Source organism: Burkholderia sp. WP9 (assembly GCF_900104795.1).
Taxonomy (GTDB): Bacteria; Pseudomonadota; Gammaproteobacteria; order Burkholderiales; family Burkholderiaceae; genus Paraburkholderia.
The window spans coordinates 1,473,281-1,487,563 of sequence record NZ_FNTG01000001.1 but is presented as its reverse complement, the minus strand read 5'-3'; the positions used below and the strand labels follow the sequence as shown (position 1 = coordinate 1,487,563).

10 protein-coding genes are annotated in these 14,283 nt (G+C 63.9%); 9 read left to right on the top strand and 1 reads right to left on the bottom strand.

The features are described 5' to 3' along the window. Positions 1-97: 97 nt before the first annotated feature. Positions 98-1,651, bottom strand: a complete 1,554-nt coding sequence (locus BLW71_RS06650; RefSeq protein WP_091794299.1) for a mannose-1-phosphate guanylyltransferase/mannose-6-phosphate isomerase — start codon at positions 1,649-1,651, stop codon at positions 98-100. A 634-nt stretch (positions 1,652-2,285) separates the two neighbouring features. On the opposite strand from BLW71_RS06650, the gene BLW71_RS06645 reads away from it, so the two are divergent. The 9 genes from BLW71_RS06645 (at position 2,286) to BLW71_RS06605 (ending at position 14,280) form a co-directional block, all read left to right on the top strand. Next, complete coding sequence (locus tag BLW71_RS06645) at positions 2,286-3,683, top strand: undecaprenyl-phosphate glucose phosphotransferase (RefSeq protein WP_091794297.1); 1,398 nt, start codon at positions 2,286-2,288, stop codon at positions 3,681-3,683. A 100-nt stretch (positions 3,684-3,783) separates the two neighbouring features. Continuing rightward, entirely contained in the window at positions 3,784-5,241 is a 1,458-nt protein-coding gene (locus BLW71_RS06640) for a UDP-glucose dehydrogenase family protein (RefSeq protein WP_091794294.1), read from the top strand. Between the two features lie 55 nt (positions 5,242-5,296). Beyond that, complete coding sequence (locus BLW71_RS06635; RefSeq protein WP_091794292.1) at positions 5,297-5,752, top strand: arsenate reductase/protein-tyrosine-phosphatase family protein; 456 nt, start codon at positions 5,297-5,299, stop codon at positions 5,750-5,752. Further along, positions 5,746-6,975, top strand: coding sequence for a polysaccharide biosynthesis/export family protein (locus BLW71_RS06630; protein WP_091794289.1), 1,230 nt, complete (start codon positions 5,746-5,748; stop codon positions 6,973-6,975). Before BLW71_RS06635 ends, BLW71_RS06630 begins: the two co-directional genes overlap by 7 nt. A 121-nt stretch (positions 6,976-7,096) precedes the next feature. Further along, positions 7,097-9,295 (top strand): polysaccharide biosynthesis tyrosine autokinase, encoded by a 2,199-nt coding sequence (locus BLW71_RS06625; RefSeq protein ID WP_091794287.1) that lies wholly within the window; start codon positions 7,097-7,099, stop codon positions 9,293-9,295. 62 nt (positions 9,296-9,357) lie between these two features. Beyond that, positions 9,358-10,290, top strand: a complete 933-nt coding sequence (locus BLW71_RS06620; protein WP_091800524.1) for a glycosyltransferase family 2 protein — start codon at positions 9,358-9,360, stop codon at positions 10,288-10,290. Positions 10,291-10,390: 100 nt separating this feature from the next. Next, the gene (locus BLW71_RS06615; protein ID WP_091794285.1) at positions 10,391-11,569 is read left to right on the top strand and encodes a glycosyltransferase; all 1,179 of its coding nucleotides are present in this window, start codon (positions 10,391-10,393) and stop codon (positions 11,567-11,569) included. Positions 11,570-11,572: 3 nt separating this feature from the next. Next, complete coding sequence (locus BLW71_RS06610) at positions 11,573-13,054, top strand: glucose-6-phosphate isomerase (RefSeq protein ID WP_091794283.1); 1,482 nt, start codon at positions 11,573-11,575, stop codon at positions 13,052-13,054. Next, complete coding sequence (locus tag BLW71_RS06605; protein WP_091794281.1) at positions 13,051-14,280, top strand: glycosyltransferase family 4 protein; 1,230 nt, start codon at positions 13,051-13,053, stop codon at positions 14,278-14,280. The genes BLW71_RS06610 and BLW71_RS06605 overlap by 4 nt, the downstream gene beginning before the upstream one ends. The last annotated feature ends 3 nt before the right edge of the window (positions 14,281-14,283 follow it).

Genomic DNA, 14,283 nt, shown 5'->3' with positions numbered 1-14,283 from the left:
CCGGTAGGAGCAACCGCCGCAGGTTCCCGCTTCATTCGTTGTGATTCACTGGTGATGTCAGCAGGACGCCATTCCTGACGCCCTGGGTTGACGTGCGTTACTGGCGTCCGTAGGTGTCGTCGAAGCGCACGATATCGTCTTCGCCGAGATATGAACCGGACTGGACCTCGATCATTTCGAGCGGCATCTTGCCGGGGTTTTCCAGGCGGTGGGTGACGCCCAGCGGAATATAGGCCGATTCGTTTTCGGAGACGATAAAGCGCTCTTCACCGCGCGTGACGAGCGCCGTGCCGCGCACGACGATCCAATGTTCGGCGCGGTGATGATGCATTTGCAGCGAGAGCCGCGCGCCCGGTTTCACCACGATCCGTTTGACCTGGAAGCGCTCGCCGGTGTCGACCGAATCGTAGTTGCCCCACGGGCGGTGCACCTTGCGATGATTGGCCGCCTCCAGTCCGCCGTCGTTGCGAATCCGTCCCACGATCTTCTTGACGTCCTGCACGCGCGACTTGTCGGCTACCAGAATGGCGTCGGCCGTTTCAACCACCACGAGATCCTGCGTGCCCACGCAGGCAATCAGGCGTCCTTCCGAATGCGCGAAGGTCGAGGCGGCGCCTTCGAACATCACGCGTCCACGCCCTACGTTCTGATCGGCGTCCTTGTCCGAGATGTCCCAGATCGCGTCCCACGAACCCACGTCGGACCAGCCCGCCTGCAAAGGCACGACGATGCCCGAGGCCGCGCTCTGATCGTTGCCGAGCTGTTCCATCACCGCGTAGTCGATCGAATTCGACGGTGACGCGCTGAACGCGTCGCGTTGCAGACGGAAGAAGTCGCCGTCCGCTTTGCCGCCCGCGAAGGCCGCGTCGCAGGCTTCGTAAATGGCCGGCTGGAAATGGCGGATCGCCTTCAGCCAGGTGGACGCGCGCATGATGAAGATGCCGCTATTCCACCAGTACTCCTGCGATTCGATATAACGCTGCGCCAACTCCAGATGCGGCTTCTCGACGAAGCGATCGAGCTTGTGTGCACCGATCTTACCGATGGTTTCGACACCGGCTTCCTGTGCATCATTAGTCGTGCCAAGCGCCGCGCCGATACGAATGTAGCCATAGCCCGTTTCCGCGCGCGTCGGCACGATACCCATCGTGACGATATGACCGGCTGCCGCGTGCTGCACGCCGGTCGCCACTGCCGCATGAAATCCGTCAATATCCGTGACCGCGTGATCGGCGGGCATGACCACCATGATGCCGTCTTCGTCCTGCGCGGCGACGGAGAGGGCGGCCACCGTGAGCGCCGGCGCCGTATCGCGTCCGGCGGGCTCGAGAATCAGCCGGGTCGGCTTGCCGCTCGTGCGCAGTTGCTCGGCGGTCGTGAAGCGCTGGTCTTCATTAGCCACCACGACGAGTTGCTCGGTAAGCGGATAGCCGGCTTCAAGTCCGTCGAGACGGCGCGTGGTGGATTGCAGCAGCGAATCTTCGCCGAGCAGGCCGATGAGCTGCTTTGGGTGCTGTTCGCGCGACATCGGCCACAACCGCGTGCCGGAGCCGCCTGCCAGAATCACGGGATGAACCTTGAGCTTGACGTTCAGGGACTTGACTTGCGTAGACCGGGTGTCGGCGGGCGTGGCCGTAACCGGAGCTGTCATGATGGACTCCTCGAGGCTGGGTGAATGCGTCGAGTTTTATCACGAACTCAGGAATCAATAAAAGCGCGTTAAATAGAAACTATATAAAGCGCCCAATAAATTTATCCATTTCGTGAAGAAAAAATGTCCGGATAATTTTTTAAAAAGAAAAATTACCCGAAAAAAATCCCGCACCATTTTTTTATCGTCATTCATGCCGCAGAATGACGACAGAAGGCGCTGCGTAAGCTTCGTAGGAAAACGCTCAGAAAGCACGAAATTGGCTCGTATGAACGCTTGCCGGGCATCAGTCAAACGCCAAATCCGGTAAGAATTGCCGAACAAAATTGAGAAAAAATGCTGGAATTTTGACCGATACAATTTGAGATATTTTGCGGTCTTGCGGCGGGAATTTTAATATCGCTTTATCTATACCTGTACAAGGGTATTCACTCATTCCGACACGCGTTTCCCAATCCGGCCGTGTAGACGGTTTTTCGAACGGGAAACAGAAGGGCAATTAGCACGGCTTCAAATAGTTTCGCGTCGCGCATGAATTTGCATGACGCGCATACCGGCGTTGTGCGTCCCGTCGCCGGACCGGATTTCAATCAACCAACGGATGGCACTTGACTGACGAACTGAGGGGCAGCGCATGCTGAGCGTTCTATCGAGAATCATCGACATCGCCATGGTCGCGCTCGGCGCCGCCATCGCGGCGGCCGTGCACAGCGGGAAAGTGGTGTGGCTGGACGATATGCAAAGCGTCTCGCTCGCGTTCGACTGTCTGCTGGTGGTGGTGTTTTTCCCCGCGCTCGGGATCTATCAGTCATGGCGCGGCAAGCCGCTGTATGACATGCTGAGCCGCGTGGCGGGCGGCTGGCTGCTGGTGGAAATCACCGGCGTGCTGATCAGCTTCAGCCTGCACCGCTCGGACAGCCTGTCGCGGCTGTGGCTCGTTTATTGGGCCGTGGCGACCATCGTGCTCCTGATCGTCACCAAGGTGATCGTCTATTCGATTCTGCGCGGACTGCGCCGCGAGGGCTTCAATCAGCGCGCGGTGGCGATTGTCGGTGGCGCGCCGTATGGGCGCTTTCTGATCCAGCAGATGCGCAGCCGTCCGGAGGCTGGGTTCAGCCCAGTCGTGGTGTTCGACGAGGACGGCACGATCAATCCGTATGAGGACCCGGATGCGGGCGAGGCGATCGAAGGCGTGCCGGTCGAGCGCGACTATCAACGCATGCTGCACCTCGTGCGCCAGCGCGCGATCCGCGAACTGTGGCTCGCGCTGCCGATCTCGAAGGAGAAAGCGATCCATCGCTTCGTGATGGACCTGCGCAACGACTTCGTGAACATCCGCTTCATTCCGGACGTGCGCAGCCTCACGCTCTTCAATCAGCCGATGGTCGATCTGCTCGGCGTGCCGGCGATCAACCTGGCCGCCTCGCCGATCACCGATCTGCGCGTGCTGCCCAAGCGCGTGTTCGACCGTCTGTTCGCGCTCGCCGCGTTGACCGCGCTCGCGCCGGTCATGCTGGTGATCGCCGCCGCGGTGAAGCTGAACTCGCCCGGTCCCGTGTTCTTCCGGCAGAAGCGCAAAGGTATCGACGGCAATCAGTTCGAGATCTACAAGTTCCGCTCGATGCGCGTGCACAAGGAAGAGGTTGGCAAGATCACCCAGGCTACGCGGCGCGATCCGCGCATCACCGCGGTCGGCGCGTTCTTGCGGCGCACGAGCCTCGACGAGCTGCCGCAGTTCATCAACGTGCTGCGCGGCGAGATGTCGGTGGTCGGCCCGCGTCCGCATGCGCTCGAACACGACGACATCTACAAGGATCTGGTGAAGGGCTACATGCACCGCTACCGGATCAAGCCGGGCATTACCGGTTGGGCACAGATCAACGGCTATCGCGGCGAAACCGATCGCATCGAAAAGATGATGGGCCGCGTCAAGCTCGATCTGTACTACATGCAGCACTGGACCTTCTGGCTCGACATCAAGATCGTCGTGCTGACGCTGTGGAAGGGCTTCGTGGGCAGCAACGCATATTGACCCGCTGATTACCCGCTTATTGCACGCTTATTGAGCCTTAGCCGCGCAATGCATCGCGCGAGCGCATTCCTGAATCAACTCCATTTTCGAGGTGTAATACATGAACCTGACGATCATCGGTAGTGGCTACGTGGGCCTCGTGACGGGCGCGTGTCTGGCCGACATCGGCCACGATGTGTTCTGTCTCGACGTCGATCAGCGCAAGATCGACGTGCTCAACAACGGCGGTGTGCCGATCCATGAACCGGGTCTGCAGGAGATCATCGCGCGCAATCGCAAGGCCGGCCGTCTGAAGTTCTCGACCGACGTCGAAGCGGCCGTCGCGCACGGCGATATCCAGTTCATCGCGGTCGGCACGCCCTCCGACGAGGACGGTTCCGCCGACCTGCAATACGTGCTGGCCGCCGCGCGCAATATCGGCCGATATATGACGGGCTTCAAGGTGATCGTCGACAAATCGACGGTGCCGGTCGGCACGGCCTCGCGCGTGCGCGAGGTGATCGCCGCCGAGCTGGCCGAACGCAATGCCGCGCATATGTTCTCGGTGGTGTCGAATCCCGAGTTCCTGAAAGAGGGCGCGGCGGTGGAAGACTTCACGCGGCCCGATCGCATCGTGCTGGGTTGCGACGAAGACGTGCCCGGCGAGAAAGCGCGCGAACTGATGAAGCGCCTCTACGCGCCGTTCAACCGCAATCGTGAACGCACGCTGTACATGGACGTGCGCTCGGCCGAATTCACCAAATACGCGGCCAACGCCATGCTGGCCACGCGTATTTCGTACATGAACGAGCTGGCGAATCTGGCCGACCGCGTCGGCGCGGATATCGAGGCGGTGCGCCGCGGCATCGGCTCCGATCCGCGCATCGGCTACGACTTCCTGTATGCCGGTTGCGGCTACGGCGGTTCGTGCTTTCCGAAAGACGTGCAGGCGCTGATCCGCACGGCCGCGGACCACAAGGCGAATCTGCGCATTCTCGAAGCGGTCGAAGCGGTCAACGACACGCAGAAGAAAGTGCTCGCGCACAAGATCGTCTCGCGTCTGGGCGAAGATCTGTCGGACCGCACCTTCGGCGTATGGGGCCTCGCCTTCAAGCCGAATACCGACGACATGCGCGAAGCGCCGAGCCGTCCGCTGATCGCCGAACTGCTGCGCCGCGGCGCTCGCGTGAAGGCGTATGACCCGGTCGCGATCGACGAATCGAAGCGTGTGTTCGCGCTCGATCTGAAGGACGTGCCGCAGCAGCACGCGCGCCTCGAATTCGTGAAGGAAGAGATGGATGCGGCCGTTGGCGCCGACGCGCTGGTGATCCTCACCGAGTGGAAGGTGTTCAAGAGCCCGGATTTCGATTCGCTCAAACGGATTCTCAAGACGCCGCTGATTTTCGACGGCCGCAACCTGTACGAACCGGACGCGCTGCTCGAACTCGGCATCGAGTATCAGGCGATCGGCCGTCAGCACGCGCTGCGCAACGCACCGGCGAAGGTCGGCGCAAACGGCTTGCCGCTCGCGCGATCGGAAGCGGCGGAAACGCCGGATACGGCCGAAGCCGGCCGCTGATCCGGTTCCGACGCACGGATACGCCGTCACCACGCGCCTCATCACGGAGCCTGCCATGTTTGCCAACGTTCTGATCGTTTGCCACGCCAACGTGTGCCGTTCGCCTGCCGCGGAAATGCTGTTCAAGGCCCGGCAACGCGCGGCGTCGCGTTCGCATTCGGCGCCGATCGCGTTTCATTCGGCGGGCCTGCGCGCGGTGAACGGCCACGGCATGGACCCTGTGATGCGGCGCCTGCTCGACGAGCAGGGCGTCGCCTCGGGCATCCACTACTCACGGCGTCTGAACCGGCAACTCGTGCGCAACGCCGATCTGGTGCTGGTCACCGAGCGCGCGCAGGTGAGCGACGTCGAAGCGCTCGATCCGGCCTCGCGCGGCAAGGTCTATCCGCTCGGCAAGTGGGAAGCGGATTCCGACGTCGCCGATCCGCATGGCGGTGCGGAAACCGCTTATAGGGAGAGTCTCGTGCTCATCGAACATCTGGTCATGGGATGGCTGAAAAAAATATGCTGATGAAAAAACTCGCTGCACACTCGTTCGCGAACGGCAAGTATACGAATTTCAAGTCGAACCTTGCCGCCACGCTTTTGCTGACGTCCTTTCTGTCGGCCTGCGCCACCGCACCTGGCAATTACCTCGACACCTCCCGTCTGAAAGACGATGGCCAGCACGACAGTCAACCCGCCGAGACCTATCCGGTCCATGTGATCGACGCCGCCGTCGTGACCGCGCAGGCGCAAGCCGCCGCCGCGAAGACGCAGGTGCTGCCGCCCTCGACGCTGAGCGACCCGTCGCAGTACGTGTACCGCCTGTCGCCGCAGGACATTCTCGGCATCACCGTGTGGGACCACCCTGAACTGACCACGCCGCAGGGCAGCACGCTGTCGGCGGGCGGCAACACCACGCAGTCGGTCGGGGGCGCCTTGCAGCAGCCGTATACGGCCGCGCTGCCGGGCCAGGCCGACCCGTACGGCCAGACCATCGCCGCCGACGGCACGATCTTCTTCCCGTTCGTCGGCCGCATTCGGGCCGCCGGCAAAACCGTCGGCGAGGTGCGCGATCAGTTGAGCGCCGGCCTCGTGCGCTATATCCGCAATCCGCAAGTCGACGTGCGCGTGCTGTCGTACCGCGGCCAGAAGGTGCAGGTGACCGGCGAAGTGAAGACGCCGGGCCCGCTCGCCATGAGCGACGTGCCGCTCACGCTGGTCGACGCGATCACGCGTTCGGGCGGCACGAATGCGGACGCCGACATTCAGCGCGTACGTCTTACGCGCAATAACAAACTGTATGTGCTCGACGCCGACCGCATGCTCGATCGCGGCGACACCACGCAGAACGTGATGCTGCAGAACGGCGACGTGATCAACGTGCCTGACCGCACCGACAGCCGCGTGTTCGTGATGGGTGAGGTGAAGACGCCGATCCAGTTGCCGATCATCAAAGGTCGCATGACGATCGCCGATGCGCTCACGCAAGGCGGCGGCATTCTCGACACGGACGCCAATCCGCGCCAGATCTTCGTGATGCGCGGCATGAAAGACCATCCGACCACGCCGGATGTCTACCGCCTCGACATGACGCAACCGGACGCCATCATGCTGTCCTCGCAGTTCCAGTTGCAGCCGCTGGATGTCGTGTACGTGGGCACCGCTGCGTCGACCACCTTCAACCGTGTGTTGCAGCAGGTGTTGCCGAGTGTGCAGACGTTGTTCTACCTGAAACAGCTGACGCGCTAATCGTCTGAGCCGTCGTCAGGCCCGCGCCGCGCCGTCCTTCAGGGACGCGGCGCGGGACCGAAGCAAATGCCGATGTAACCGATACGGGAAGCGAACTGTGAGCAACCAAATCTCTCCACACATGGCCGGTCCGATCAAGACCGAAGAAGAGGACGTCGTCCTCGGACAACTGGTCCAGGTGATCCTCGACGACATCTGGTGGCTCATCGCCATTGCCGCCGTGATCGTCGCGATCGCGGGCGCGTACTGTTTTCTCGCCAAGCCGATCTATTCCGCCGATGCGCATGTGCGGGTCGAGCAGTCCGACAACACGTCGCAGGCGCTCACGCAGACGCAAACGGGCGCCGCGATCACCACCGGCTCGACCTCGCTGCCCACCGACGCGGAAATCGAAATCATCAAGAGCCGCGGCGTGGTCGGCCCGGTCGTGCAGCAACTGAAGCTGAACTTCAGCGTCACGCCGAAGACGCTGCCGCTCCTCGGCAGCATCGCCGCGCGCATGGCGACGCCGGGTCAGCCGGCGCGTCCGTGGCTGGGTCTGTCGTCGTACGCATGGGGCGGTGAAGAGGCCGACGTCGATTCGATCGACGTGGTGCCCGCGCTGGAAGGCCAGAAGCTCACCATGAAGGTGATCGACGACCAGCACTACGAACTGTATGCGGAAAACGGCGCGCTGTTGCTGCGCGGCCTCGTCGGCCAGCAGGAGCAGGGCGGCGGCGTGACCATGATGGTCAACAAACTGGTGGCGCGCCCGGGCGAGGAATTCACGGTGATGCGCGCCAACGACCTCGACGCGATCTCCGCGTTCCAGTCGGCCATCACGGTGCAGGAGCAGGGCAAGCAGACAGGCGTGATCCAGATCTCGCTGGAAGACAAGAGCCCCGAACATGCCGCGCTCGTCGCCAATGCGCTGGCCGAGTCGTATGTGCGCCAGCACGTGCTGAACAAGCAGGCCGACGCGAGCAAGATGCTCGACTTCCTGAAGAGTGAAGAGCCGCGCCTGAAGTCCGATCTCGAACGCGCTGAGGCCGCCTTGACCGCGTATCAACGTCAGTCCGGCTCGATCAACGCGAGCGACGAGGCCAAGGTCTACCTCGAAGGCAGCGTGCAGTACGAGCAGCAGATCGCCGGCTTGCGCCTGCAGATGGCGCAGCTCACCGAGCGTTACGGGGACGATCACCCGATGCTCGTCGCCGCGCGTGCGCAGATGGCCGAATTGCAGGCGCAACGCACCAAATACGCCGACCGCTTCCGCGATCTGCCGGCCACCGAAGTGAAGGCCGTGCAATTGCAGCGCGACGCGAAGGTGGCCGAAGACATCTACGTGCTGCTGCTCAACCGCGTGCAGGAACTGTCGGTGCAGAAGGCCGGCACCGGCGGCAACGTGCATATCGTCGACGTCGCGCTGCGTCCGGGTGTGCCGGTCAAGCCGAAAAAGGCGCTGATCCTGTCGGCGGCGGTGATTCTCGGGCTGATCGCGGGCACGGGTTTCGTGTTCCTGCGCCGCAATATGTTCAAGGGCATCGACGACCCGGATCACATCGAGCGCGCATTCCATCTGCCGGTGTTCGGCCTCGTGCCGCAGAGCGCCGAACAGGCCGTGCTCGAGACCAGCTTCCAGCGCGGCGGCGAACGCCTGCGCTCTGTGCTCGCGAATGCGCGGCCCAAGGACGTCACGGTGGAAAGCTTGCGCAGCCTGCGCACCTCCATGCAGTTCACCATGATGGACGCGAAGAACCGCATCGTCATGCTGACGGGTCCGATGGCCGGAGTCGGCAAGAGCTTCCTGACGGTCAACCTCGCCGTGCTGCTCGCGAATTCGGGCAAGCGCGTGCTGATGATCGATGGCGACATGCGCCGCGGCGTGCTCGAGCGCTATCTGGGCGGCGTGCCGGATAACGGTCTGTCCGAATTGCTGAGCGGGCAGATCTCGCTGGAAGAAGCGATCCGCAGCTCGAACGTCGACGGCCTGAGCTTCATCTCGTGCGGCCGCCGTCCGCCCAATCCGTCGGAACTGCTGATGTCGCCGCGCCTGCCGCAATACCTCGACGGTCTCGCCAAACGCTACGACGTGATCATCATCGACACGCCGCCGGTGCTGGCCGTGACCGATGCGTCGATTATCGGCGCGTATGCCGGTTCGACCTTCTTCGTGATGCGCTCGGGCGTACACAGCGAAGGCGAGATCGCGGACGCGTTGAAGCGTCTGCGCGCGGCCGGCGTGCACGTGCAGGGCGGCATTTTCAACGGCATGCCGGCCCGCTCGCGCGGCGGCTACGACCGGGGCTACGCGGCGGTTCAGGAATACCTGAGCACTTGAGCCGGATGCGTTTAGGGATGCAACTCGAACCTCGCGCAACGACGTTAAAAAAGGACATCACGATGAAAGTGACGGTACTGGTTCCGACTTATCGACGCCCGGCCGATCTGGCGCGCTGCCTCGCCGCGCTGCAACGGCAGTCGCGTCTGCCGGACGAAGTAGTGGTGGTGGCGCGCGCCGACGACGAAGCGACCCACGCCTGCCTGCGCGATCCGGCCGTGCCGGGCGCGTTGCCGCTCTCGGTGGCGCTGGTCGAGGTGCCCGGCCAGGTCGCGGCGCTGAATCGCGGGCTGGACGCGGCCAAAGGCGACGTGATCGCGATCACCGACGACGACGCCGCGCCGCACGCCGACTGGGTCGAACGCATTGCGGCCGCGTTCGCGAGCGATGCGCGCCTCGGCGCACTCGGCGGGCGCGACTGGGTGCACGAGAAAGGTCGCGTGCTCGACGGCGAGCGGCCGCTGGTGGGCAAGGTCACGGCGCACGGCAAGATTATCGGCAATCATCATCTCGGCGTGGGCGGTGCGCGCGAAGTGGACATTCTGAAGGGCGCGAACATGAGCTACCGCCGCGAGGCGGTGCGCACCATCCGCTTCGACGCGCGCCTGCGCGGCGCGGGCGCACAGGTTCACAACGACATGGCGTTCAGCCTGGCGGTGAGGAACGCCGGCTGGAAGCTGATGTACGACCCGCGCGTGGCGGTCGATCACTTTCCCGCCGAGCGTTTCGACGACGACCGGCGCGACGCGCAAACCATGGCGGCCTTGCGCAACGCCGCGTTCAACTTCCATCTGATCCTGCGCGACCAGTTGCCGCCGCTGCACCGCGAGACCGCGTGGTGGTGGTGGACGCTGGTCGGCACGCGAGTTTATCCGGGGCTCACGCACGCGGCGCTCGCGCTGCTCTCGAAGCAGGCGGGCCTGAAGCTCACGCGCTGGCGCGCCGTGCGCACCGGCGCGCACGAAGCGCGCCGCGCGCTGTCCCGCGCCGCGTGAGCACGACACCGCGCCGCACGTCCCGCACGTTCGCGCATCGGCGCACGGCCCGCATCAGGGCCGCCGATGCCCCTTTCCACCGGCAGAGCGGAGTGTCTGCATGAGTACGAAAGTTCACGTTCATCTGTTTTACGGCGCCGACCCGCGCTTTTACCGACAGGGCGACGACATTGGTTGTCTGTACGGCTATCACCACGCGGAATCCGACACGTTCAAACTCACCTATTCGCAGGACGCCCGCGAAGGCAAACCGGTGCGCCTGTTGCGCCGTGCGCTGAAGGCAGCGCTCGGCTTCGACTTCATTCATACGTGGCGCAACCGCGCCGAGATGCTGCGCTCGGACGTGATCTGGACGCACACCGAACAGGAATGGCTCTCCGCGGCGCTCATGCTGCTGCTGAGCGGCCGCAAGGCCGGCGCCGATCACGGCCCCTTGCTGCTCGCGCAAAGCGTGTGGCTGCTCGATAAATGGCCTTCTTACGGCATGCTGCGCAGTTGGCTGTATCGCAAGCTGATGACGCGCGCCGATCAGCTCACCACGCTCGCGAGCGAAAACGCCGGGCTGTGCCAGCGTTACTTCGATCGCGACGCCAAGGCGCTGCTGTACGGTCTGAACACGCGCGATTTCCCGGTCAAGACGCCCACCGAATGGACGCCGCACACACCGATCCGCATCGCCGCGATTGGCAACGACCGTGACCGCGATTGGGAAACGCTCATCAAGGCATTCGGCAACGACGGGCGCTACACAGTGAAGCTCGCGACGCGGCGGCGCATTCCCGCTTCGCTGCGGGTGCCCAACGTCGAGATCGCGCTGTTCTCCGGCATCAAGAAACAACACGAACTGTACGACTGGGCCGATGTGATCGTCGTGCCGTTGCGGCCGAATTCACACGCCTCCGGCATTACGGTCATGCTCGAAGCCGCCGCGGTCGGCAAGCCGATGGTGGTCACGAATGTCGGCGCGTTGCAGGATTATTTTCCGGCCGGCGAGGCGTCTTATATCCCGCCGTTCAACCCGCAGGCGTTGCGCGAGGCCGTGGACCAGCTCGCCGCCGAGCCCATGCACGCATTGCGCCAGGCGCAGGCGGCCGCGGCCGGCCTGCTCGCCCGCGATCTAACCACGCAGCACTACGCCATGCAGCATGTGCGGATCACGCAGGAGATGCTGCGCTCGCGCGCCGCGACGCGCGCGCGCTCGGCGGCCGGCATGACGACAGCGGCTGCAGGCGTGTCCGAGTCCGAGCGGCCGGCGCGGCAGTCGCGCGGGGGTCTCTGAACGATGTCGACGATTGCGCGAAGCGCCGCAGGCGCGAACGGCACGGGACGGGCCAAGTCCCGCGCCCGCAAGGAATGGCTGCCGGAGGCTTTGCTGTGGTTCGTCACGACGCTGCTGATCGGCGCGCATCAGGGCACGGTGCTCACGCTCGCGTTTCCGGTGCTCGCGATCCTGACTGGCCTGTGGCTCTACTTCAAGAGCCCGGCGCGCTATATCGGCTTCATGTGGTGGCTGTGGTTCCTGAGTCCGGAGGTGCGGCGTCTGGCCGACTGGTCCAAGGGATCGTTCACACCGACCAGCCTGATTCAGGTCGCACCGCTCGCGGTGACGATGATCAGCGCGCTGTCGCTGCTGCGCTACTACAAGCTGCTCGCGCAACGGCGCGGCCTGCCGGTGCTGCTGGTCCTGCTCGGGCTGATCTATGCGTTCCTCGTGGGCGTGATGTCGAGCGGGCCGCTCGCGGCCACCTACGACCTCGCGAACTGGCTCTATCCGATCCTGATCGGCTTTCACATCATGGCGAACACGCGCCAGTATCCGCAGTACCGCGACACCATCGTCAATACGTTCATCTGGGGCATGCTGGTGATGGGCGGCTACGGCCTCGTGCAGTTTTTCATCATGCCGCAGTGGGACGCGCTGTGGATGCTCGGCTCGCAGATGAACTCGCAAGGCGATCCGGTGCCGATGGGCGTGCGCGTGTTCAGCACGATGAATTCGTCGGGACCGTTCGCGTTCGCGATGATGGGCGCGATGGTCTTCGTGATGGCGGCCACGCACCGGGTGCGCTGGGTTGCCGCGGCGCTGGGCTTTTTCTCGTTCGCGCTGAGCCTCGTGCGCTCGACGTGGGGCGGGTGGGTCATCGCGTTGCTGATCCAGCTCGTCAAGTCGAACAACAAGGTGCGCGTGCGTATCGTGGCCAGCGCGGTGTTGCTGGCGGGGCTATGCGTGCCGCTGCTGGCGGTCGGCCCGGTGGCCGAGCGGATGCAGGCGCGCCTGACCACCATCGTCAACCTGAACGACGACCAGAGCTACGCCGCGCGTAACGAGTTCTACGCGACCTTCGCCAAAACGGCCTTTACCGATGTATCGGGCGAAGGCATGGGCGCCACCGGCACCTCCACCAAGCTCTCGAACGACGGCGGCCAGCTCGGCCAGTACGGCAACTTCGACAGCGGCGTGATGAACATTCCGTTCGTGCTCGGCTGGCCCGGCACGCTGCTCTACATGTCCGGAATCATCTGGCTGGTGACGCGCGCGGTGCTCGCGTCGTTCAAGCTGCGCAACGATAAATTCGTGTCTGCCTGCATGAGCCTGAGTCTCGCCACCTTCGCGATGCTGGTGTTCACCAATTCGCTGGTCGGCACCGGCGGCCTGCTGCTTTTCATGGGTGTTTTCTCGATTCTTTCCGCGGTGCATTACGAAAAAATCAACCGCGCCAATGCGTCATACCGCACGCTATCTATCCACGGAGGCACTGATTGAGAGTCGCCATTGTCACGCACGTTGTGCGCCATAACGACGGCCAGGGGCGCGTCAACCACGAGATCGCCCGCGCGGCGCTCGACGAGAACATCGGCGTCACGCTGGTCGCCTCGCACGTCGCGCCGGATCTGCTCGCGCATCCGAACGTCCGCTGGGTGCCGGTAAAAATCGGCCGCTGGTGGCCGACCAATCTGCTGCGCCAGCAGGTGTTCGCATTCAAGAGCGCGATGTGGCTGCGCGCGCATCGCCGCGAGTACGACGTGCTGCACGTGAACGGCTTCATTACGTGGATGCCCGCCGACGTCAACACCTCGCACTTCGTGCATAGCGGCTGGTTCGGCAGCAAGTACTACCCATTCGGGCTCACCAAGGGCGTGTGGTCCGCGTATCAGTCGGTCTATACGCGCTGCAATGCGCTGCTGGAGCGCTGGGCTTACCGGCGCTCGAAGGTCATCACCGCAGTGTCGCAAAAGGTCGCCGATGAGATCCGCGCGATCGGCCTCACGCCCGGCAACCGTGTCGATGTGATCTACAACGGCGTCGATACGCAAGGCTTTGCCGCGGCCTCCGGCGACCGCGAGAAATTCGGTTTGCCGAAGGACGCGTTCCTGCTGTTGTTCGTCGGCGACCTGCGCACGCCGCGCAAGAATCTCGGCACCGTACTCGCCGCGCTCAAGTTTTTGCCCGAGCACGTGCAGATCGCGGTGGCCGGCTTCCTGCCGGGCAGTCCTTACCCGGAAGAGGCGAAGACGCTCGGCATCGCGCATCGCGTGCATTTTCTCGGTCTCGTGAAAGAGATGCCGGTGCTGATGCATTCGGTCGACGCCTTCGTGTTCCCGTCGCGCTATGAGGCGATGAGCCTGTCGCTGCTCGAAGCGATGGCGGCGGGCTTGCCCGTGGTCACGGCGCGCACGGCAGGCGGCGCTGAAATCATCACGCCGGAATGCGGCATCGTGCTCGACGATCCGGACGATCCCAAGGCGCTGGCCCACGCGGTCGCACGCCTCGCCGAGAACCACGTGGCGCGCCGTGCGATGGGCGTGGCCGCCAACGAACTCGCAACCGGCTTCGGCTGGGCGCGCATGGCCGCGCAATACATCGCGCTGTATCGCCAGTTGGCGGGGCAGCAGAAGGATCGCCGGCGCAGCGAGGTGGAAGCGGCGGCGGTCGCCAAGACCGACGCGCTGACGCTGAACACGCTGGCCGGCCAGAAGAGCGCGGAATGACGT

Bases quoted from the DNA above. Each gene is read 5' to 3' on its own strand.
- BLW71_RS06650 (WP_091794299.1), bottom strand. From the start codon at position 1,651: ATGACAGCTCCGGTTACGGCCACGCCCGCCGACACCCGGTCTACGCAA.
- BLW71_RS06645 (WP_091794297.1), top strand. From the start codon at position 2,286: ATGCTGAGCGTTCTATCGAGAATCATCGACATCGCCATGGTCGCGCTC.
- BLW71_RS06640 (WP_091794294.1), top strand. From the start codon at position 3,784: ATGAACCTGACGATCATCGGTAGTGGCTACGTGGGCCTCGTGACGGGC.
- BLW71_RS06635 (WP_091794292.1), top strand. From the start codon at position 5,297: ATGTTTGCCAACGTTCTGATCGTTTGCCACGCCAACGTGTGCCGTTCG.
- BLW71_RS06630 (WP_091794289.1), top strand. From the start codon at position 5,746: ATGCTGATGAAAAAACTCGCTGCACACTCGTTCGCGAACGGCAAGTAT.
- BLW71_RS06625 (WP_091794287.1), top strand. From the start codon at position 7,097: ATGGCCGGTCCGATCAAGACCGAAGAAGAGGACGTCGTCCTCGGACAA.
- BLW71_RS06620 (WP_091800524.1), top strand. From the start codon at position 9,358: ATGAAAGTGACGGTACTGGTTCCGACTTATCGACGCCCGGCCGATCTG.
- BLW71_RS06615 (WP_091794285.1), top strand. From the start codon at position 10,391: ATGAGTACGAAAGTTCACGTTCATCTGTTTTACGGCGCCGACCCGCGC.
- BLW71_RS06610 (WP_091794283.1), top strand. From the start codon at position 11,573: ATGTCGACGATTGCGCGAAGCGCCGCAGGCGCGAACGGCACGGGACGG.